Below are 19,373 nucleotides of genomic sequence, written 5' to 3' on the forward strand. Positions count from 1 at the left end.
GCCCGCTAATTCGTTGAAATTGTCATATCAAAACGGCGCACCGGCGTTCGCCCTCTTTGGCTTCCTGATGGGGTTTGCGACAATGCCGCATGACTAGGTTGTTTGACAGCATTGCGACTCCCTTGCTGCTTCGGGTGCCCGTGTCGGTGCATTTGGGGCGGTTGAACAAATCCTCTACTTCCCGGCAACGAGTTGCCGCGTCGGATCACGGCGATGCCGCTGCCAGGTTCGACGCCGTCCGAACATCATGCGAAGATCGACCATGCGGCGCAAAGGCTGCACGCGCAGAAGCCGCGCCGCCCTGACATCTTTGATTGCGGGCGCTTTCACCGCGCGCTGGCATGCCGGGCGTAACGAGCGTCGGCGCGCTGTCACCATCAACCGCCATCATCCAAAGCACAAGCATGACCGACAACAACCGACGCTATCCTGACCCCTCCATCCGCGTGCTCGATCCGCGCTTCAAGTCGCTGATCCTTGCATCTGCCTCTGTCGAGTGTCTGTATCAAGGCGCGCGGTGGTCGGAGGGGCCGGTCTGGTTCGGCGACGGCTGCTTTCTGCTGTGGAGCGACATTCCCAACGACCGCATCCTGCGCTGGGACGAACCGAGCGGCACGGTCACCACGTTTCGCCAGTCGTCGAACAATGCCAACGGCAACACGCGCGACCGCCAGGGCCGCCTCGTCACCTGCGAGCATTTGACGCGCCGCGTGACGCGCACCGAATACGACGGCTCGATTACCGTGCTGGCCGACCGTTTTCGCGGCAAGCGCTTCAATTCGCCGAATGACGTGATCGTGAAGTCGGACGGTTCGATCTGGTTCACCGATCCGACCTTCGGCATCGACAGCTTCTACGAGGGCGAGCGGCAGGCGTCGGAACTGGCCGCGTGCGTGTACCGCATCGACGGCCACTCCGGCGAGGTGACAGTGGTCGCCGATGACGTGCTCGGCCCGAACGGTCTCGCGTTCTCGCCGGACGAATCCGTGCTGTATATCGTCGAATCGCGTGGCGAGCCGCGCAAGATTCGTGCGTTCGACGTCGGTGGCAACGGCACTGCGCTGTCGAACAACCGGGTATTGATCGACGCCGGCCCGGGCACGCCGGACGGCTTTCGTGTCGACGCCCACGGTAATCTGTGGTGCGGCTGGGGCATGGGCACCGACGAACTCGACGGCGTGCGCGTCTTCACGCCGCAAGGCGAGCCGATCGGCCATATTGCGTTGCCGGAGCGCTGCGCGAACGTGTGCTTTGGCGGTCGCCATCGCAACCGGCTGTTTATGGCGGCAAGCCACGGGCTGTATTCGCTGTATGTGAATACGCAGGGCGTCCAGGGCGGGTGAGTCCGCGGTGCACGGGCAGGTCGCCTGACAAGTATTCGTCGGGCGCCACCTGGGAGCTTCGGGTTTGCCCTCGGATAAAGCGCGCAAATCCTTGAAATAGCGGGATTTCATCCATAAACAGCCGATTTCGTGAGCAAAGGGTTGTCGCGAGTATTTGCTTGACATCGGCAGTTCTGCTTCGCTATGTTCCTCTGCTAGAGACACCGCCAGCAGCGCATCTGACCGGCGGACTTCCATACCAAGAAGCGAGGAGACGCAATGACTGTTTCAGGCAGGTTGGCGCTCAGGCTGGTGTCCGTATGTCTCGTGGCTGGCGCCACATTTGCATCCGCCGCGCACGCGGCCGATCCGGTGACGCTCAATATCGTCGACGTGGCAGGCGACCTTCAACTCACCCAGAAGGGTTTCGAGGCCTTCAAGGCCAAGTATCCGAATCTCGTCGCCAATCTCACGTTCACGAACGCGCCGGCGCCGCAGTTGCCGGGCAAGATCAAGGCGATGCAGGCCGCGGGCCGCTCCGACATCGATCTCGTTCTCACCGGCACCGACGCATTGGCCGCGGGCATCGAACAGCATCTCTGGATGAAGCTGCTGCCGGACAATGCAGCGGCATTCCCCGGCGTACTCGACAAATACGCGCCCGGTCCCCGCAAGATGCAGGACCTCGCGCAAGGCTTCGGTCTCGAGGTCGCGTATATGCCGGCCGGTCCGCTGCTCGAATACAACCCCGCCAAAGTCACTGATCCGCCCAGGACGCCTGCGCAACTCCTGCAATGGTGCAAGGCGCATCCGGACAAGCTGATCTACCCGCGGCCGGCGAACTCCGGCCCGGGCCGCACCTTCCTCATGGGGTTGCCTTACATACTCGGCGACAAGGATCCGCAAGACCCGATTCACGGCTGGGACAAGACGTGGGCCTTCCTCAAGCAGCTGAACGATTGCATTCCTTACTATCCGGGCGGTACGTCGGCGGTGATGAAAGAGCTCGGCGAGGGCACGCGCGACATGACCGTGACGGTGACCGGCTGGGACATCAATCCGCGCGCGCTCGGCATCGTGCCGGCGGAATTCCGCGTGCAGGCATTCGACAACATGACGTGGGTGAACGACGCCCACTACATGGTGATTCCGAAGGGCGTGCCGAAGGAAAAGCTCGACGTGATCTACAAGCTGATGAATTTCATGCTCGAACCGGCGCAGCAGGCCATGACCTATGACGACGGATATTTTTATCCCGGGCCGGCGATCAAGGGCGTGAGCATCGAGCAGGCGCCCGCGCATAGTCAGGATGTGCTGAAGAAATACGGCCGACCTGAGTACGCGAAGTTGCTGGCCGAGCGTCCGCATGTCCTGCCGCTGAATGCGACCGCCATGGTCGCCGCTTTCAAGAAGTGGGACAGCGACGTCGGCGCGCAGAAGACCAAGTAATCGCCGGCTGAGTCCGTGCGCGCGTGCGTTCGGTCAACGGAGTTTCGCGCGTGTCGCGCGCGCAGGAAACCTGCCATGAAGCATTACACGCGTCAGTCTGTTTAGGCCTTCGGGATTCGTGCGTCACGCGTATCAGGAAACCGCCATGAAGCATCACTTTGAGCAGTTGCGGCTCGACTCGGTGAGCCGCAGTTTCACGAATGCGGAGGGGCAGGCGGTCGCGGCGTTGCAAGGGCTCGATCTGAACATCCGGCGCGGCGAGTTCATTGCGCTGCTCGGACCTTCGGGTTGCGGCAAATCGACGGCGCTGAATTGCATCGCCGGTTTGCAGCCGTTGAGCGGCGGCGGCATCTGGCTCGACGACAAACGCATCGACGTACTGCCGCCGGAAAAGCGCGGTTTCGGCATGGTATTCCAGAACTACGCGCTGTTTCCGCATATGTGCGTGCTCGACAACGTCGGCTTCGGCTTGAAGATGCGCGGCGTCCGCCGGAGCGAAGCCATGCGCCGTGCGCGCGACGCGTTGCAGCTCGTGCAACTGGTCGGGCATGAACGCAAGCTGCCTGGGCAGCTCTCAGGCGGCCAGCAGCAGCGCGTGGCGATTGCGCGGGCGATCGTGATCGAACCGCCGCTGATTCTGATGGACGAACCGCTGTCGAATCTCGATACGAAACTGCGCATCGAAATGCGCGCCGAGATTCGCCGCATTCACAGCCAGCTCGAACGCGCGACACTCTACGTGACACACGATCAGGACGAAGCACTGTCGATGGCCGATCGCATCGTCGTGATGAAAGAGGGCGTGGTGCAGCAGATCGGCACGCCGAAAGAGGTCTATGCGCGGCCGCACAATTTGCATGTCGCCCGTTTCATGGGGTATCGCAACGTGGCCGAATTTACGCTCGACGGCACGCAGGGCGACGGCGTTGCAGTGAGCGCGAATGGCGTGCGTCTGATCGGCACGCCGATGGCCGGTTTCAACCGCAAGCGCGTGAGCGTCGCGCTGCGTCCCGAAGATATGGAACGCGCGGCGCCCGGCACGGAAAACGCCTTCGACGCCTTGGTGAACACCGTCGAATATGGTGGCCGCGATTCGCTGCTACGGGTAGAAACCGCATTCGGTGACTTGTGGGCGCGCATCGCCGGCGAATTCACAGAGGGCGAACGAATCAGCTTGTACGTGCCGCCGTCGCGCACGCTCGTGTATGACGGAGAGGCCGCATGAACACGCCCGCGCTGTCGCCGCCGCTCGCGCCGCGCGACGCCAAAGCGTGGCTGGTCGCGCCGGCTTTGATCTTCATTGTCGCGTTGTTCATCTATCCGTTTGCGTACGGTTTGGTGCTGTCGTTCCAGCCGATGAACGGCGGCGGCGTGTGGGCCAACTATCTGACGTTCTTCACCGACAGGTCGATGTGGCCGACCATTCTCGTCACGCTCAAGCTCGCAGTGCCCGCAACGCTGATCAATGTCGGCGTGTCGGTTCCGGTGGCGTTCGCGCTGCGCCGCAATTCACCGTATCAGAAATTCGTCACGACACTGCTGGTGATTCCCGTCACGCTCGGCACCGTGCTGATCGCCGACGGCATGCTGACGTACTTCGGCCCGAACGGTTGGTTTCCGCAGGCGTTGCAGGGCTTGCATCTTTATACGGACGAAGTGCGCCTCACGCATAACTTCTGGGGCGTGCTGATCTCGCTGATCGTGTCGGGTTTTCCGTTTGCGTTTCTGCTGACGCTGTCCTACGTGACCGGCATCGATCCGACGCTGGCGAGCGCGGCTGCCACGCTCGGCGCGAATCCGTGGCAGCAGTTTCGTCGCATCTATCTGCCGCTGCTGGTGCCAGGCCTGACGATGGCCGCGTGTCTATCGTTCGTGCAGGCGTTTTCGGTGTTTCCATCGGCGGTGCTGCTGGGTGCGCCTGCCGGCCCGACGCGTGTGATGTCGATCGCCGCGGCCGAAGCCGCATTCGAAAGCTACGACTACTCGCTTGCCTCGGCGATCGCGATGGTGATGGGCTTCGTGCAGTTGCTGGTGGTCGCCGCCATGCTCGGCGCACGCCGCTTCTTTTACAGCGGACCGGTGACGGGAGGCAAAGGTTGATGGCAACCGATCACCACGCAGCGCAGCCTTCATGGCCTGCATCCAGGGAAAGTGCGGACCACGACGACGGCACCCGGCAGCCCGGCAAGCGCGCGAAGCAGCGCGCCAGTTTGCCGGGCCGCGTGTGGCACGTGCTGGTGTGGGGCGCAATGGTGTTCTTCCTCGCCAACGTGGTGTTGCTGATTGCGACCGTCGCGGTCAATTCGGTGGCGACGCGCTGGTTCGGCACCTTGTTGCCGCAAGGCTTCACACTGCATTGGTATGCGCAGGCGTGGAGCGACTTTCAGTTGGCGAGCGTGTTGTGGGTTACCGTCGAAGTGGTCGGCGCGGTGGTCGTGCTGTCGGTTGTGCTCGGCGTGCCTGCGGCGTATGCGCTCGCCCGCGTGCAGTTTCGCGGCAAGCGCTTTGCCTTGCTGATTTTCCTGTTGCCGCTGATGGTGCCGCCCGTGACGTACGGCATTCCCATGGCAACCGTGATGTACAAGGTCGGCCTCGCCGGCACGCTCGGCGGCGTGATTCTTGCGAATCTCGTGCCGGCGCTCCCGTTCGTGATCCTGGTGATGACGCCGTTCATCGAGCAGATCGATCCCAATCTCGAAGCGGCGGCGCGCATTTTCGGCGCGAACACATTCCGCTATTTCCGCTACGTGCTGCTGCCCTTGTTAGTGCCCGGCATGCTGGCGGCCGGGTTGCTGGTGCTGGTGCGCACGATCGGCATGTTCGAGCTGACATTCTTTACAGCAGGGCCCGCGACGCAAACGCTCGTTGTCGCGTTGTACTACGCTGTATTTTCAACCGGCGTGCGCGCACCGCAATCGATCGACGCGATGGCGATGATCTACATGGCGATCACGCTGATCTGGGTGCTGATCGCGCTGCAATTCGTCAGTCCGACGCAGATCGTGTCGCGCGTGAAGGAGCAGAAGCGCTAAGCGCATCATGACAAGAGACATCATGGAGTAAGAGACGCTCGACATCGACGAGAACTGCGTGATCGTGCTTCAGCATGCGGGGCCGGTGGGTGCCCCGGGCATGCCCGAATGGGGACAATTGCCGATCCCGCGGAAGCTGCTGAAAAAGGGTGTACGCGACATGTTGCGGATATCGGATGCACGCATGAGCGGAACGAGTTATGGCGCATGCGTGCTGCACGTCGCGCCTGAATCGTTCGTCGGCGGCCCGTTTGCGCTGGTGCAAAGCGGCGAGCTGATCGAACTGGACGTGCCGCGGCGCAAGCTCAACCTGCTCGTGTCCGACGATGAACTGGCGCGCCGCAAGGCCGCCTGGGTCAGGCCGGCGCCGCGCTTCACGCGCGGCTACGGCGCCCTGCATCAGGTTCATGTGATGCAGGCGAACAAAGGCTGCGATTTCGATTTTCTACAGCGCGGCGGCGCGGACGTGGACGCAGCCGGCGAGCCGGAAATTCACTGAGTTTAATGAGGGCTGTCGAGAGCGTCCCCGATCAATACCCCACCCGATACACACGGCCCGTCTGCGCACCTTCCACGCTGCGCAAATAGGCCAACGCCGCATGCTCGGCCGTCACGGGCTCGAAACCACGGAAGTAGGGCGCAAAAGCGTCGAGCGCTTCAGTCAGTACTGTCGGACTCACCACGTTGATGCGGATGCCGCGCGGCAATTCAATCGCCGCGCCGCGTACGAAGCCTTCCAGTGCCAGATTGACGGTGGTCGCATTCGCGCCCTCGCGAATCGGTTCGTCGCCGATAATGCCGCTCGTCAGCGTGAACGAGCCGCCGTCGTTCACATATTGCTGGGCCGCGAGCACCACGTTGATCTGACCCATCAGCTTGTCGCGCAGGCCGACCCAGAACTGTTCGATGCTCATGTCCGGCAGCGGGCCGAAATGCACCTTGCCGGTGGCCGTGACGACGCCGTCTACTTTGCCGATCTCGCGAAAGAGCCGCTCGATGCTCGCGGGGTCGGTACTGTCGACGTGATATTCGCCGCGCGTCGCGCCTACCTCGATGACTTCGTGACGTGACTTCAGTGCTGCGCTCACTGCCTGGCCGACCGTTCCGGTTGCGCCTATCACGACGATCTTTTTCATTTTCTGCTCCGTTGAGGATTGAACGTGCGGTCGATTGTGTCGGCGTTTTCCGAGCGGAAAAAGCCTGTTTGGTTTGCGGATCCTGCAACCCTGAGTTTCTAATCCAGGACAAAACACGCACCGTTACTCAAACGGCGCGTGCTTCTGAATCCACTGATTAAACGCGGCGGGCGGCGCAATTCAAACGCATCGCAAAACGCCAATGCCTATTTCGCCCGATGTAATTCGATCACGCGAGTGGGCCGCAGATGATTGAGGGCGTAGTGAATGCGACCGCGTTCATTGCGACTGCCGACCGGGCGCGGATCGTCGAACTGATGGTCCGCCGAGTAGGCGCCCTGGGGCTCGACCATGCCTTTGTCGATGACCGTGTAGCCCGGCTCGAGCGCCAGCAGCAGATGATTGCCGCCAACCCGGCTGTCGAAGCCGGCCATGCCGTCGAGCGCTTCCGGCACGCTGTTGCTGAGGCTCGCGTTGCTCGTCGTGATCTCGTCGGGCGAGATCGGGCTGTAGCCGGCGATGCGGGCAGCCTCGAGATTCTTGCCGTCGGTGTCGACCGTGCTGTCGTGCGTGCGGTCGTTGTGCAGTTCCGTCGTGGCCGGGCCGGTGGCGCCCACCTGCTTGCCGGCGTCTGCTGGTTGGTTGATATCGCTGTTCATCATGCATTCTCCATTGAAGAGGACATGGTTGAAGTGCAGCAAAACCCGTTCCGCCTGGCACAACGCCTTCGAGCGCGTAAGCGGCACCTGGGTGGCGCCGCCGTTCCCTTGTAGTTGCCGCGTAGGGGCGTATGCGGGCATTTCACCTGGCGATTGCGTCCGGGTTTCTTTTCGTTTTTTTTTAATGGACGCCTATTTTCTACAGAGTATGATCTTACTCCGGCGAGCGAAGCGCGGTTCAGTTGGCGACTGCATCCGGCTGTTTTTACATGCCCGACAGCGAACAGCCGCGCGCTACTCAAAATCATCTTACGGGGCCGTCAGGGCGGGTGACACATGCACTTCGATGCTGCATTCACACATCGCGGCTACTTGCTGAATTGCGCGCCGGCGCGCGCGTGCGATGGCACTTGGCAACCGTATGTCGTTATCTCCCGCTCGAGCGACGGCGAACTGGTCGCGAACCGTTTTTTCCCTACCGAACTGCGCTTTCCTGACGAAGCCGCCGCCATTGCGCACGCACGCGACTGGGCGGTGCGCTGGATCGATGCGAGCAGTGTGACTATCTGAAGCGCATCCGGCAAGCATGGGCGCATATAGCGTGCAGCCGTGCGGCGCTGCGCGAGCCACGGCAAAACGCGGTAATCTCTTGGGACAATCACTCTGAACCGTGCCTGGCGCACGGCGCTGTCTTTATGCCTAACGTGCCTTCCCACAACTGGGGTCTCGAACAGATCGTCGCGGACTTACGCGCATCGCGTGAAGAATTGCATCGCACGCGGCATCCGCTTGGCATACGCGAGCTACCGTCGCGCGAAGCGGTGATTAACATTGTCGCCGGCTTGCGCGCGGCGCTGTTTCCCACGCACTACGGCGCCCCCGATCTGACCGACGAAACCGTCGACTACTACGTCGGCCACACGCTCGAAAGCACCTTGCGATTGCTTGCCGAACAGATTCGCCGTGCCTTGCGCTTTCTGCCGGAGTTCGGCGAAACGCCCGATGCGGATCTGAAAGAGCGTGCGTTCAACGTCGCACGCGAATTCGGCACGCAGTTACCGGGCATTCGCGCGCTGCTGGTCAGCGATATTCAGGCCGCCTTCACCGGCGACCCGGCTGCGCAGCACATCACCGAAATTCTGCTGTGCTATCCGGGCGTGTGGGCGATGACGCATCACCGCTTGGCGCACGCCTTGCATCGCCTCGGCGTGCCGTTGCTCGCGCGCTTTATCAACGAGATCGCGCACTCGGCAACTGGCATCGACATTCACCCGGGCGCGACCATCGGGCCGAGCTTTTTCATCGACCACGGCACGGGCGTCGTGATTGGCGAGACTGCGATTATCGGCGAGCGTGTGCGCGTCTATCAGGCCGTGACGCTCGGCGCGAAAAGCTTCGCCGCCGATCTCGACGGCACGCTCGTCAAGGGCAACGCGCGCCATCCGATCGTCGAGGACGATGTCGTGATCTATGCCGGAGCGACGATTCTCGGCCGCGTGACGATCGGGCGCGGCTCGGTGATCGGCGGCAACGTGTGGCTTACGCATAGCGTTCCGCCTGGCAGTAGCGTGTCGCAAGGCAAAATCCGCGAAGGCGAGCGTACTGACGAGGGGCGCCATTGATGAGCGGGTTGGCTCGCGCGTCGTTCCGCGCCTCGCTGCGCGAATCCCTCTTTAACGTCTGAGAGGCGAGCCATGTCGCGCGGCCGCATTCACATGCCTCGTTGCGCGATTGCCGGCGTCGAAGCGACAGTGGCTGAAACTGCGCATTCGTTTCCGCGCCATTCGCATGATCGCTTCGGGGTGGGCGTGATCGTCAGCGGCGGGCATCGCTCGTCGAGTGGGCGTGGCGTGGTTGAGGCGCGGACGAACGACGCGATCATGGTGAATCCAGGCGAAGTCCACGACGGCAACCCGCTCGACGAGCGTGGGCGAGCGTGGCGCATGTTGTATTTCGAGCCGTCGATGCTGGGTGGCGTTGCGGGCGAGTTGAGTGGTGTGCCCGCGCATGAGATCGAGCTGACGCGACCGGTGGCGCACGATCCGTTGTTGAAGGCGCTGTTCGAGCGACTGTTCGCGGTATCGGTGGAAGCGCAAGCCGTGCCGGACGATCTGGTACGAGAAGAGGCGTTGCTGGAACTGCTTGGGCATGTGCTCCGGGCGCACGCGACCACGCATGCACGTTCGCGGTTGGCTCATTCGACGGGACCGATTGCGCGAGCGCGGGCGCGCATCGACGATGATCCATCGTCACCGCTCACGCTTGCCGATCTCGCCGCCGATACCGGCATGAGCCGGTTCCAATTGCTGCGAAGCTTCGCGCACGAGATGGGGCTACCGCCGCATGCGTACAGGATGCAGCGCCGGGTCGTACTTGCGAGGCGGTTGATCGCAGATGGCGCGACGTTGGCAGACGCCGCAGCCGCGGCCGGGTTTGCCGACCAGAGTCATATGACGAGGGCGTTCGTACGATTGCTGGGGATTACGCCCGCTAACTATGCGTCTGCGACGCGGGCATAGCACAGCGGCCGCTATCCGTATTTCCTCGATGCACAATGTGGGCGTCGAAATGAAATCGTTTCGTGGAGAGGGGCAGATTCGTATCGACGGAAAGCGAACCGCTCTTCGTGCTCGGTTACCTCGCCTGGTCTCGAAGGCAGAGCAACCTCGTTTCTCCGGTTCCGCATCGGGGTGTCACGAGCATGGTATTCCGATCTCGCGAAATCCAAACAGATTCTCTTTTGGGAAATCAAGTGAAGCGTGCTGTATGGGCTCTGGCCTATCTCGCTGTGGGGTCCTTCGCGTCCTGGCTATCGGTTCTGTTCACCAGTCGATTGGCAGGCCGATACTCATGGCCGTTAATCCATCGCCGCTGGCATGGGTGCTGGGACTTTGAACATTGCAGCGTTTCGTGGGTCGGCTATGCGATGGCTTTCCTCTTTTTTTTCGGACCGGTTGCCGCCTGGGCCATCGCCGGATTTGCGCAAGCAAGAAAGATCACGGTGTCTCGCGTTGCTGCTACCCTGCCGCTCCTACTCATAGGAACCGCTTTGTTTTACGTGAGCTTTTATGCCGTCGTATGGCAGTGACCGCAGCAGCATCAGAGACCACGCAGTGAACGACGATGAATTCCGCATCGCATAGTGCAATGCCGGTCGGCAGCGGATGCCCAGAGACATCAAAGGTGTTACATGCGGCGGTTGCCATCGTTGACCGCTTTACGCGTCTTCGAAGAAACAGCCCGTCATCTGAGCTTCAATCACGCCGCGACTGCATTGTGCGTCACATAGTTCACCGCGAAGCACACGTACAGCGAGCGCCGCCCAGGCAAAAAACAAACCCTCACCCCACTTTCAAATACCGCAAAAACGAAACCCCATGCACACCGTGCAACCAGACATGCTCGCCAATAAGCCAGGCCGCGACCCACGACACCCCCACAACGATCAAATCACAATGCCCACTATTCCAAAGGTTTAATGAATGCCGCCTGGCAATCCAGGGCACGCCCAAAGGATTCGGCCAATCGGCCAACAGATGCATCAACCCGCCGCAGGCAAACCCAAAAGCCGGCGCAGCATAAACCGACCGCCCAAGCCAGTGATAAGAAACCACAAGCAGCGCGACCCACCCCACGCCCCAATGCGTCAACGTCCGATGCGTAATCCACAGCCTGCGCGCTTTCGACCACCAAGCCACCTCCAGCCAATCCGGCGCCGTACTCCCCGCCACCCCGGCGATAAAACTCAACACCGCACCGATATGAAACGCCCCGCCACCGCCGGCGCGCGCAACGACAGCCGCCGCGATGACGCCGGCCGCGAACCCAGTCGCGTGATGTGCCTTGTTAGATGCCATCGAAACTCGCAACGCAGCGCGCCGCATAAAAGTCAAAGGGCGGCTATATTCGCAGATGAGCAGACAAAAAAATAGCCGACACGCAATATAAAAATTCGCGCATCAGCGTGGCCTTCAACAACGCAGCCGCGAGACCAGACGCTCAGGTCGCGCAGCGCGCAATATCGAAGCGCATTTCCGGCTCCGGCGGATCGTCCGGCGCATTCGCGGGATGCATCACCTTGATGACCGAGCCTGCGTTGAACGGCGTCAGCGTCACGAAATACGAGGTGTTCGAATCCGATCCGACGGCGATCTCGGTGGCACCACCTACGCGCGACCTACGCACGCGTGAGAGCTTGCTTTCGAGGCAATCGGCGATATAGGCAGGGGTGCGCTGCGAAGTCACATATATCATCGGCTGGGACGCATCGCGGGCGGGGCCGCTGGGAGAACCGCAGGCAGCGAGAAAAGCGGTGACGGCAGCAGCGGGAGCAAGCAGGAGAAGTCTTTTCATGGTCCGATCGTCGGCGTCCCCGGTCGTGCACGGGAACTTGGGGCGCGGGCGAAGCGCGACGCGATGAAACGCAACGTCATGCTCCGCGACGAAGCTGCCGTTCAACCACAGCGACGTTGCGGCAGGGAAGGCAGCCAGACCCAGTATACCCACCGCGCGCTTGCGCCGTCACTATTGCTACGTCTAAAAGTAAGAACGTAAGCCTCATGAAAAAACCCGCGCGGGATCGTGTCACGCGCGGGTTGGGCTGCAAAGCGAACCGGTACACCCGCGCTGCAAGTAGCGCAGGAAAAATCTAGAAGCGGTGACGCAGTCCGACCGCTGCCGCAACCTGGTTGCCCGTCGACGACGGCGCCAGCGTGTTGATTGCCGCCACGCCAGGCAGCGTCGCGCCGCCGACGTCCACGCCGGTGATGCCGTCCAGTTGCGTATGCGTGTACACGAAGCCGACGGTCGCCGGGCCGTACGTGTATTTGATGCCCGCGCCGAACGTGCGCTGCAGGTCCGCCGCGATTGCGGCGGTGCCATCACCTTGCGAGACCGCGCCGCTCAGGTTGGAGCTGCCGGACTTGTTCAATTGCAGGTAGGCCGCGGCAACGCTTAATGGACCGTTGTCGTACGAAGCGCCGGCGCTCCATGCGCGGTTGTTCGAGAACTGGCCGGCCGAATTGCTGAAGCAGTACAGGCCGCCGAATTTGAGGCCGGCGTAGTTCGCGCTCGTGTACTTCATCGCGAGGTGAATTCTGCAATGCACTCTTTCAATTCGAGTGTTCTGTCGGGGCGAATTGCGGTTCTGCAATTCATTTCACACCCTTGACGAGGGGTGTTTTTTAATCTGCTTATACGCGCTTTCGGGACCGCAGTTTTTTCGTCTTTTTGTAATGAATTTATAAGACGGCGCGAATGACGAAATACATTATTTCGATTGGCGAGGAGCGCGCCTCGGCTTGTCCGTTCGGCAGAGGGCCACATTCGGCGCGTGCGGGGCGGGTAGAATCGCGTGCTTGAGATGTGTTTCCGTCCCGCGAACGTGAGTAAACCTGTAATGACCGATACACCCCTTCCATCGTCCGACCCCGCTGCCGATTCCATGACGGAAGGCTCGTCCGGAATGCACGAAAACCTGCCCGAAAACCCGGCCGAGACCCAGCCGGAAAGCCAGCGCGAAGCGCGTCTGTGGCGCGACGACGGCTGGACCGCGCGCGTCATCAAGAACGAAGACGACGAAGGCTGGGCCGTGGAAATGATCAAGGACGGCGAAGCGGAACCGGCACTCGTCGGCCCGTGGACAATGGGCCGCAACAAGAAAGATCCGAAGCCGCTCGACACGTCGGCGTTCAACACGCTGGTGAAAACCGCATCTGAAGTGCTGCGCCGCCATGAGCAGCAATTGCGCGCGCAGTTGCATAAAGAAGTGCGCGTGGCGAGCGCGGACGGCAACGATGAACTCGACATCACGCTCGACATCGTCCCGGATGAAGACGAGCCGTACGCGCTGCTGACCGCGCTCGACACATTCGGCGAACAGCTGGCGCAAGTGCAGGTCGCGCCGAACTTCAAACTGAGCAAGGCGAGCGCCGCGGCATGGGTTGAAAATGAATTTCGCCGCCCGGGCTAGGTAGGCGGCGCGGCGGCGCGGCTAACGGAAAGCTGAATTTAATATTACTAAAGCAAGCAATATACTTTCACATTCGCTGCGGCCCTATCTCCCAACCGGTCATTCCCCGCGAGGCTTGGCCGTCAAGCGCCGCCTCAACTCCGCTTGCAGAAAATCGCCGTGACGAACGGCGCCACCGGGTGCACGATCGCGGTGCTGCCGGCTTCGGTAAGCGCGGTCTGCACCTTGGATTCGCTGCCGAACACCACGACGCCATAGGCCGAGCGGGCAACCGGTTCGCCGGCTCCCACGCGAAACATCGGGTCGTCTTTTTCGTAGCCGACTACCGCGAACACGTGAAAGCCGAACGCCGTCAGATCCGCGCCGTGCGCCGGCGAAAACGCATTGATCGAATTGCTTTCGACCCGCGTCGGTTTCGGATCGATCATCTGCTGCTGTGTGAGGTCGGCAATGAATTGATGACCGCTCTCATGGCAGGTCAGCGGCGCATCGAGAGACGCGGCGTAACCGGTGAGCGGTAGCGCCGCAGCGGCCAGCGCAAGGAGTACAGACGAAAAGAAGCATTTCATAGTCGTGAATGGCGACCCGTATTCGACGTAGTGTGTTCGCAGCGGGTGGCGCTCATGTGTCGCGACCCGAAAGACGTTGCGCATCGAAGTGATCTGGCGTGACAGGCGCAACTGGATTCGCACTTTAACGTGATTCGGGAAATCTTGCCCTGCGTACGGCGGCAACGAATATTCCTTAAGAAAACGTTAAGGAAAGAGGCAAGCTTTCAAGATCCCGTATATATTTCCGGACTATGAATCCGCGCCCCCACCTTTCAGCTAACGTTGCGCCGCCCAGAACATGGGACGCGCGGCTCGCCCGCCGGCTTGTCACTCCGCTCGTGAACACGTGGGTTACGCCGAACCATCTGACCACGCTGCGCTTGCTGATCGGGCTGGCAGGCGCGCTGTGCCTGGCGCGCGGCGGATTCGAATGGGCCAATGCAGGCGCCTTCCTGATCGTGCTGTCGAATTTCGTCGACCATACGGACGGAGAACTCGCGCGCATCGGCGGCAAGTCGAGCCGGATCGGTCATTTTTACGATCTCGCCTGTGATGCGCTCGTGACCGTAATGTTGTTCGTCGGCATGGGGTTGGGTGTCGGCACGGCGCATATCGGCGCATTGAAACTGGCCCCCGAGTGGCTCGGGGCAGCGGCGGGCGTCGCGATCGCACTGATTTTCTTCCTGCGCATGCGCATCGAGGAGATGGCCGGCAAGGCGGGCACCCGGCAGGCATCGGTCGGTGGTTTCGAAACGGAAGACGTGCTGTATCTGCTACCTATCGTCACGCTGACGAGCGTTGTCATGCCGTTTGTCGTGGTCGCCTCGATTGGCGCGCCGCTCTTTGCTGTCTGGGTGGTGATCAATTACTGGCGCGCCGGTCGCCGCGCCGCTAGTCTCGCGGTCCCCGACGGCGGCGCGTCTGAAACCAGTGAAGTGTGGGCTAGTGAATGAGTATGCACGCCGAAGACGACGTGATCGCCGCAAATTCAGTTGAACGTTCTTTGGCCTCGTCGCCGGCCACGCCTGTACCGAATGCCGACCGCGCGGTCGCAAGCCGTACGCGCACGTTCGACACTGCGCGTCTTTCCACGGATTTCGCCGGTCAGGACGCGTTCCTGTATCTGGAAGACTTCCTCGCGCCCGAGGTCACCGCTCAGCTCGTTCAGGCCGCGCGGGGGCTCCTCGCCGAAGTGAACCGCAACTATCTGCCGGGCCACAAGCAGGGCGGCAGCGTGAGCCGTCATACGATTGACCGTCTCGCGCCGTTCATCGCCGAGCTGTATCGCTCGAAGGCGCTGATCGGCTGGCTCGAGCAACTGAGCGGCGACAAGCTGCAAGTGTCTCCCGCGGACGATCCGCACGCGTACGCGCTGTATTACTACACCCGGGCCGGCGACCACATCGGCTGGCACTACGATACTTCGTACTATGACGGCCGCCGTTACACGCTGCTGCTCGGCGTGATCGACGAATCGTCCTGTCGTCTCGATTACGAATTGCATACGCGCAACCCCGACGTGCCGGACCAGCCCGGTTCGGTGCAAATCCCGCCGGGCGGTCTGGTGTTCTTCGACGGCGACAAGCTGCGTCATCGCATCACGCCGGCCGCGGCGAACGAAATGCGCGTGTCGCTCACCTTCGAATACGTCACCGATCCGAACATGCGGCCGTGGCGCCGTTTCATCTCGAACTGGAAGGACGCAATCGCGTACTTCGGTTTCCGGCAGGTTTTCCGTCAGATGACAAAGCGCGGCAAGGATCACGCATGACACGCGCAGCCCTGATTCTGCTGTCGACCGGGACGGCGCTTTTTGCCGGCCTGCTCGCGTGGCAGGGTTTCGGCTCGGTTGCCTCGACGCTGCTCGCGGCAGGCTGGGGGCTCGCGCTCGTCGCCGCATTCCATCTCGTGCCGCTGGCACTCGACGCCGCCGCGATCTCGGTGCTGTGCCAGCGCCGTCGTGCCAGCGTGCATCACGATGTGACGCTGCGCGACGCGTTATTCGCGCGCTGGGTCGGCGAATCGGTGAATAGCCTGTTGCCGGCCGGCCAGATCGGCGGTCCGGTGGTGATGGTGCGGCAATTGTTCCAGCGTGGCATGCGTATGCGCGACGCGGCTGCCGCGATCACCGTCAGCACCACGGCGCAGGCACTCGCGCAAATCGTGTTCGCCCTGCTTGGGCTCCTGCTGTTCGGCGCCTACGCCGCGCACGGCGCGCTTCACGATCTGCAAACCGCGACGTCGATCGCCACCGGCGTGCTGGGCGCGATGATCGTGGGCTTCTATTACGCGCAGCGACGTGGTCTGTTCGGCCGTCTGCTGGGCGTGGTCTCGAAGGTGTTCGGCAAGCGCGACTGGTCAACGCTCATGACGCGCGCCGAAGCCGTCGACGCCGCTGTGCAGGCGATGTACCGCGAGCGCGGCCGCGTCGCGGCGAGCTTCGCGTTGAGCCTGGTGGGCTGGATCGTCGGCACGGTCGAAGTGTGGCTCGCGCTGCGCTTTCTCGGCCATCCGGTCGACTGGGTCGATGCGCTCCTGCTCGAAAGTCTCGGGCAAGCGATTCGCGGCGCGGCATTCATGATCCCGGGCTCGCTCGGCGTGCAGGAGGGCGGTTATCTGCTGCTCGCGCCGCTTGTGGGCTTGCCACCGGACGCCGCGCTGGCGTTGTCGCTCGCCAAGCGCGCCCGCGAAATCCTGCTAGGCCTGCCGGGTCTGCTGGTTTTGCACTTCAGCGAACGAAACTGGCAACGCCGACGCGCCACGGCGCGCATGCCGGTTGTCGACTAACCCGTATTTTTTCAAAGGACCGCGCATGCGTGCCATCATCCTCGCAGCGGGCCTCGGCCTGCGTCTCCAGCAACCGCCGCAGGCACAGTTCCCGAAGTGCCTGTTGCAGTTCGATGGCATGAGCCTGCTCGAACGGCATCTGCACATGCTTGAAACCGGTGGCGTGACCGACGTCGTGCTGGCGCTCGGTTTTCAGCCGGAATCGGTGCGGGCGGAACTGGAGCGGATCAACTGGCCGCATGAAGTGGAAACCGTGCTGAACCCGCGTTACGACCTGGGCAGCGTATTGACGGTGCACACGGTAGCCGAAGCGCTGACGCGCGGCGGCGACGTGCTGCTGATGGACGCCGACGTGCTCTACGACGAGCGCATTCTGAGCGCGCTGGTGGCGGGTGAAACGGCCAACCGGCTGTTGATCGACCGTGATTTCGAAGCCGGCGACGAACCCGTCAAGCTGTGTCTGAAAGACGGCGTGCCGGTTGAATTGCGCAAGCAGCTCGCCGTCAATCTCGAGTACGACACGATGGGCGAATCGGTGGGCTTCTTCCGTTTCCGCGAGAAAACCGCGCAGCGTTTCACGCAGATCGTCGCGGGCTATGTCGAAAGCGGCCGGGCCAATATGCCGCACGAAGAAGCGGTGCGCGACCTGCTGCTGGAGCGCAGCCAGGTGTTCGATACCGCCGACGTGACCGGCTCGCCATGGATCGAGATCGACTTCCCGAACGACGTCGCGCGCGCGGGCACCGAGATTCTGCCGCAGTTGCAACCGCTGGTCAGCGCGTCGCGTTAAGTTTCCTTTCTCGATGTTTGCTGGTGTCTTGCGTGGTGAGCCGGTTGTATGCCGGCTTACTATCGCTTCGCTTTTTTCTTCGTGTTCACTCATGTTTTTCGTGGCCCTTCCTGCTTGGTTGCGCGCTCAACCATCGAGGTTCGGGTAGCAGCGCGCTGTTCGCATGAGCATTAAAAGACTTCGCGCAACAACATCTGTTGTCAATGCGATGCCATAATCGCAACTTTACGCCGACGGCTTTGCAACCCGTCGCCATGCCAATGCCTCTTGCTTTAGGCACTTTCATTGTTCCGCTGATCGTCGCGTGTGCGATGTTCATGGAAAACGTGGACGGCACGGTCATCGTGACGTCGATGCCGGTTCTGGCGCGCGATCTCGGCCAGGATCCCATCACCCTCAAGCTCGCCGTGACGGCATACGTCATCGGCCTCGGCGTGTTCATTCCCATCTGCGGCTGGGTCGCCGACCGCTTTGGTTCGCGCACCGTGTTCCGCACGGCAATCGGCATCTTCATGGCCGGCTCGCTGATGTGCGCGGCGTCCACTTCACTCGGCACCTTTGTCGTCGCGCGCTTTGTGCAAGGCATCGGCGGCGCGATGATGGTGCCGGTGGGGCGCATCATCATTTTCCGCTCGCTGCCGAAGTCGGACTTCATCCGCGCGGTCAACTATCTGACGGTGCCTGCGCTGCTGGGGCCGGTGGTCGGGCCGCCGCTCGGCGGCTTCATTACGACGTATCTGCACTGGCGTCTGATCTTCTTCGTCAACATTCCCATTGGCCTGCTGGGCATCTGGCTCGCGAACAGGCACATCGCCAACGTGCGCGAAGCGCACCCCGGGCGGCTCGACTGGAGCGGCTTTGCGTTGTCGGCGGGCGGGGCGTCGCTATTCATGCTGGGGCTCTCGCTGGTAGGCGGCGAACTGGTGTCGAACCCGGTATCGGTCGGCATGTGCGCGGCCGGCGTGGCGCTGCTGGTGATGTATGTGTTGTACGCGAATCGCGTCGAATTGCCCGTGCTCGATCTGCGGCTGTTGCGCATTCCGAGTTTTCACGCGAGCGTGGTGGGCGGCTCGCTGTTTCGCATCGGCCTCGGTGCGGTGCCGTTCCTGTTGCCGCTGGCGTTGCAGGAAGGCCTGGGCATGACGGCGTTCAAGTCGGGGTCGATCACCTGTGCCTCCGCGTTTGGTTCGATCTTCATGAAGGCGGCGGCATCACGCATTCTCGGCCGTTTCGGTTTCCGCGCGGTGCTGATGTTCAATGCGGGCTGCGCGGGCCTCGCTATCGCGGTCTACGGTCTGTTCTTTCCCGGCACACCGCATTGGTTGATCTGGTGTGTCGTGCTGTTCGGCGGCTTCTTCCCGTCGTTGCAGTTCACCTCGTTGAACACCTTGGCCTATGCGGACATTCCGAGTCGCGATATCGGGCGTGCAACGAGCGTCGCCAGTGTGATTCAGCAGATTTCGTTGGGGCTCGGCGTGACGATCGGTGGGATCGTGCTGCAGATTTCGCATAACGTGCAGGGGCATTCGAGCATTGTGTTCTCCGATTTCTGGCCGGCATTTCTAGTGGTCGGCCTGTTCTCGTTCATGTCGATTCCGGTGACCGCGCGCTTGCCGCATGGCGCCGGCGACGAGATCGCGCGCGGCAGCCGCAGCCGCGCCTGAACGCAGCGCGCG

19 protein-coding genes and 3 pseudogenes are annotated in these 19,373 nt (G+C 62.1%); 16 read left to right on the top strand and 6 right to left on the bottom strand.

The window, feature by feature from the left end; genetic code table 11:
* Positions 1 to 404 precede the first annotated feature (404 nt).
* From ACAX43_RS03550 to ACAX43_RS03575, 6 genes and pseudogenes are all read left to right on the top strand, one after another.
* Positions 405 to 1,343 carry an SMP-30/gluconolactonase/LRE family protein gene (locus ACAX43_RS03550; RefSeq protein ID WP_370707017.1) on the top strand — a complete coding sequence of 313 codons (939 nt, stop codon included), beginning with the start codon at positions 405 to 407 and terminating at the stop codon, positions 1,341 to 1,343.
* A gap of 258 nt (positions 1,344 to 1,601) precedes the next feature.
* Positions 1,602 to 2,771 (top strand): extracellular solute-binding protein, encoded by a 1,170-nt coding sequence (locus tag ACAX43_RS03555; protein ID WP_370707018.1) that lies wholly within the window; start codon positions 1,602 to 1,604, stop codon positions 2,769 to 2,771.
* Positions 2,772 to 2,916: 145 nt separating this feature from the next.
* Complete coding sequence (locus ACAX43_RS03560; protein WP_370707019.1) at positions 2,917 to 3,996, top strand: ABC transporter ATP-binding protein; 1,080 nt, start codon at positions 2,917 to 2,919, stop codon at positions 3,994 to 3,996.
* On the top strand, positions 3,993 to 4,871 hold the full coding sequence (locus tag ACAX43_RS03565) for an ABC transporter permease (RefSeq protein ID WP_370707020.1): 879 nt from the start codon (positions 3,993 to 3,995) through the stop codon (positions 4,869 to 4,871). The genes ACAX43_RS03560 and ACAX43_RS03565 overlap by 4 nt, the downstream gene beginning before the upstream one ends.
* Entirely contained in the window at positions 4,871 to 5,803 is a 933-nt protein-coding gene (locus ACAX43_RS03570) for an ABC transporter permease (protein WP_370707021.1), read from the top strand. Before ACAX43_RS03565 ends, ACAX43_RS03570 begins: the two co-directional genes overlap by 1 nt.
* Positions 5,804 to 5,834: 31 nt before the next feature.
* A pseudogene (locus ACAX43_RS03575) lies at positions 5,835 to 6,302 on the top strand (dihydroxy-acid dehydratase); the annotation flags it as partial.
* 31 nt (positions 6,303 to 6,333) lie between these two features.
* Here the strand turns inward: ACAX43_RS03575 and ACAX43_RS03580 are convergent.
* Together ACAX43_RS03580 and ACAX43_RS03585 are read right to left on the bottom strand one after the other, a co-directional pair.
* The gene (locus tag ACAX43_RS03580; RefSeq protein ID WP_370707022.1) at positions 6,334 to 6,939 is read right to left on the bottom strand and encodes a short chain dehydrogenase; all 606 of its coding nucleotides are present in this window, start codon (positions 6,937 to 6,939) and stop codon (positions 6,334 to 6,336) included.
* A 206-nt stretch (positions 6,940 to 7,145) separates the two neighbouring features.
* Positions 7,146 to 7,598, bottom strand: a complete 453-nt coding sequence (locus ACAX43_RS03585) for a DUF3005 domain-containing protein (RefSeq protein WP_370707102.1) — start codon at positions 7,596 to 7,598, stop codon at positions 7,146 to 7,148.
* Between the two features lie 336 nt (positions 7,599 to 7,934).
* On the opposite strand from ACAX43_RS03585, the gene ACAX43_RS03590 reads away from it, so the two are divergent.
* From ACAX43_RS03590 to ACAX43_RS03605, 4 genes and pseudogenes are all read left to right on the top strand, one after another.
* Positions 7,935 to 8,168 (top strand): hypothetical protein, encoded by a 234-nt coding sequence (locus tag ACAX43_RS03590; protein WP_370707023.1) that lies wholly within the window; start codon positions 7,935 to 7,937, stop codon positions 8,166 to 8,168.
* Between the two features lie 125 nt (positions 8,169 to 8,293).
* Positions 8,294 to 9,220 (top strand): serine O-acetyltransferase EpsC, encoded by a 927-nt coding sequence (epsC, locus tag ACAX43_RS03595; protein ID WP_370707024.1) that lies wholly within the window; start codon positions 8,294 to 8,296, stop codon positions 9,218 to 9,220.
* A gap of 72 nt (positions 9,221 to 9,292) precedes the next feature.
* Positions 9,293 to 10,117, top strand: a complete 825-nt coding sequence (locus tag ACAX43_RS03600) for an AraC family ligand binding domain-containing protein (RefSeq protein WP_370707025.1) — start codon at positions 9,293 to 9,295, stop codon at positions 10,115 to 10,117.
* 671 nt (positions 10,118 to 10,788) lie between these two features.
* A pseudogene (locus ACAX43_RS03605) lies at positions 10,789 to 10,884 on the top strand (LysR family transcriptional regulator); the annotation flags it as partial.
* 55 nt (positions 10,885 to 10,939) lie between these two features.
* Here the strand turns inward: ACAX43_RS03605 and ACAX43_RS03610 are convergent.
* From ACAX43_RS03610 to ACAX43_RS03620, 3 genes and pseudogenes are all read right to left on the bottom strand, one after another.
* A complete protein-coding gene (locus ACAX43_RS03610) occupies positions 10,940 to 11,455 on the bottom strand; it encodes a metal-dependent hydrolase (RefSeq protein WP_370707026.1) in 516 nt (171 codons plus the stop codon).
* A 142-nt stretch (positions 11,456 to 11,597) separates the two neighbouring features.
* Positions 11,598 to 11,951: a sugar ABC transporter ATPase gene (locus tag ACAX43_RS03615; protein ID WP_370707027.1), complete on the bottom strand. Its 354-nt coding sequence runs from the start codon at positions 11,949 to 11,951 to the stop codon at positions 11,598 to 11,600.
* 295 nt (positions 11,952 to 12,246) lie between these two features.
* A pseudogene (locus tag ACAX43_RS03620) lies at positions 12,247 to 12,684 on the bottom strand (porin); the annotation flags it as partial.
* Positions 12,685 to 12,996: 312 nt separating this feature from the next.
* Here ACAX43_RS03620 and ACAX43_RS03625 point away from each other — a divergent pair.
* The gene (locus ACAX43_RS03625) at positions 12,997 to 13,569 is read left to right on the top strand and encodes a hypothetical protein (protein ID WP_370707028.1); all 573 of its coding nucleotides are present in this window, start codon (positions 12,997 to 12,999) and stop codon (positions 13,567 to 13,569) included.
* A 134-nt stretch (positions 13,570 to 13,703) separates the two neighbouring features.
* Here the strand turns inward: ACAX43_RS03625 and ACAX43_RS03630 are convergent, their stop codons facing one another.
* Complete coding sequence (locus ACAX43_RS03630; RefSeq protein WP_370707029.1) at positions 13,704 to 14,138, bottom strand: hypothetical protein; 435 nt, start codon at positions 14,136 to 14,138, stop codon at positions 13,704 to 13,706.
* Between the two features lie 233 nt (positions 14,139 to 14,371).
* On the opposite strand from ACAX43_RS03630, the gene ACAX43_RS03635 reads away from it, so the two are divergent.
* From ACAX43_RS03635 to ACAX43_RS03655, 5 genes are all read left to right on the top strand, one after another.
* Positions 14,372 to 15,073: a CDP-alcohol phosphatidyltransferase family protein gene (locus ACAX43_RS03635; protein WP_370707030.1), complete on the top strand. Its 702-nt coding sequence runs from the start codon at positions 14,372 to 14,374 to the stop codon at positions 15,071 to 15,073.
* Entirely contained in the window at positions 15,070 to 15,891 is an 822-nt protein-coding gene (locus ACAX43_RS03640) for a 2OG-Fe(II) oxygenase (protein WP_370707031.1), read from the top strand. Before ACAX43_RS03635 ends, ACAX43_RS03640 begins: the two co-directional genes overlap by 4 nt.
* Positions 15,888 to 16,907: a flippase-like domain-containing protein gene (locus tag ACAX43_RS03645; protein WP_370707032.1), complete on the top strand. Its 1,020-nt coding sequence runs from the start codon at positions 15,888 to 15,890 to the stop codon at positions 16,905 to 16,907. Before ACAX43_RS03640 ends, ACAX43_RS03645 begins: the two co-directional genes overlap by 4 nt.
* 25 nt (positions 16,908 to 16,932) lie before the next feature.
* Positions 16,933 to 17,697 carry an NTP transferase domain-containing protein gene (locus ACAX43_RS03650; protein ID WP_370707033.1) on the top strand — a complete coding sequence of 255 codons (765 nt, stop codon included), beginning with the start codon at positions 16,933 to 16,935 and terminating at the stop codon, positions 17,695 to 17,697.
* Between the two features lie 260 nt (positions 17,698 to 17,957).
* A complete protein-coding gene (locus ACAX43_RS03655) occupies positions 17,958 to 19,361 on the top strand; it encodes an MFS transporter (protein ID WP_370707103.1) in 1,404 nt (467 codons plus the stop codon).
* The last annotated feature ends 12 nt before the right edge of the window (positions 19,362 to 19,373 follow it).

It is taken from the genome of Paraburkholderia sp. IW21 (assembly GCF_041321145.1).
Taxonomy (GTDB): Bacteria; Pseudomonadota; Gammaproteobacteria; order Burkholderiales; family Burkholderiaceae; genus Paraburkholderia.

Excerpts from the sequence above, each read along its gene's own strand:
- ACAX43_RS03550 (WP_370707017.1), top strand. The coding sequence starts at position 405 with ATGACCGACAACAACCGACGCTATCCTGACCCCTCCATCCGCGTGCTC.
- ACAX43_RS03555 (WP_370707018.1), top strand. The coding sequence starts at position 1,602 with ATGACTGTTTCAGGCAGGTTGGCGCTCAGGCTGGTGTCCGTATGTCTC.
- ACAX43_RS03560 (WP_370707019.1), top strand. The coding sequence starts at position 2,917 with ATGAAGCATCACTTTGAGCAGTTGCGGCTCGACTCGGTGAGCCGCAGT.
- ACAX43_RS03565 (WP_370707020.1), top strand. The coding sequence starts at position 3,993 with ATGAACACGCCCGCGCTGTCGCCGCCGCTCGCGCCGCGCGACGCCAAA.
- ACAX43_RS03570 (WP_370707021.1), top strand. The coding sequence starts at position 4,871 with ATGGCAACCGATCACCACGCAGCGCAGCCTTCATGGCCTGCATCCAGG.
- ACAX43_RS03580 (WP_370707022.1), bottom strand. The coding sequence starts at position 6,939 with ATGAAAAAGATCGTCGTGATAGGCGCAACCGGAACGGTCGGCCAGGCA.
- ACAX43_RS03585 (WP_370707102.1), bottom strand. The coding sequence starts at position 7,598 with ATGAACAGCGATATCAACCAACCAGCAGACGCCGGCAAGCAGGTGGGC.
- ACAX43_RS03590 (WP_370707023.1), top strand. The coding sequence starts at position 7,935 with ATGCACTTCGATGCTGCATTCACACATCGCGGCTACTTGCTGAATTGC.
- epsC (WP_370707024.1), top strand. The coding sequence starts at position 8,294 with ATGCCTAACGTGCCTTCCCACAACTGGGGTCTCGAACAGATCGTCGCG.
- ACAX43_RS03600 (WP_370707025.1), top strand. The coding sequence starts at position 9,293 with ATGTCGCGCGGCCGCATTCACATGCCTCGTTGCGCGATTGCCGGCGTC.
- ACAX43_RS03610 (WP_370707026.1), bottom strand. The coding sequence starts at position 11,455 with ATGGCATCTAACAAGGCACATCACGCGACTGGGTTCGCGGCCGGCGTC.
- ACAX43_RS03615 (WP_370707027.1), bottom strand. The coding sequence starts at position 11,951 with ATGAAAAGACTTCTCCTGCTTGCTCCCGCTGCTGCCGTCACCGCTTTT.
- ACAX43_RS03625 (WP_370707028.1), top strand. The coding sequence starts at position 12,997 with ATGACCGATACACCCCTTCCATCGTCCGACCCCGCTGCCGATTCCATG.
- ACAX43_RS03630 (WP_370707029.1), bottom strand. The coding sequence starts at position 14,138 with ATGAAATGCTTCTTTTCGTCTGTACTCCTTGCGCTGGCCGCTGCGGCG.
- ACAX43_RS03635 (WP_370707030.1), top strand. The coding sequence starts at position 14,372 with ATGAATCCGCGCCCCCACCTTTCAGCTAACGTTGCGCCGCCCAGAACA.
- ACAX43_RS03640 (WP_370707031.1), top strand. The coding sequence starts at position 15,070 with ATGAGTATGCACGCCGAAGACGACGTGATCGCCGCAAATTCAGTTGAA.
- ACAX43_RS03645 (WP_370707032.1), top strand. The coding sequence starts at position 15,888 with ATGACACGCGCAGCCCTGATTCTGCTGTCGACCGGGACGGCGCTTTTT.
- ACAX43_RS03650 (WP_370707033.1), top strand. The coding sequence starts at position 16,933 with ATGCGTGCCATCATCCTCGCAGCGGGCCTCGGCCTGCGTCTCCAGCAA.
- ACAX43_RS03655 (WP_370707103.1), top strand. The coding sequence starts at position 17,958 with ATGCCTCTTGCTTTAGGCACTTTCATTGTTCCGCTGATCGTCGCGTGT.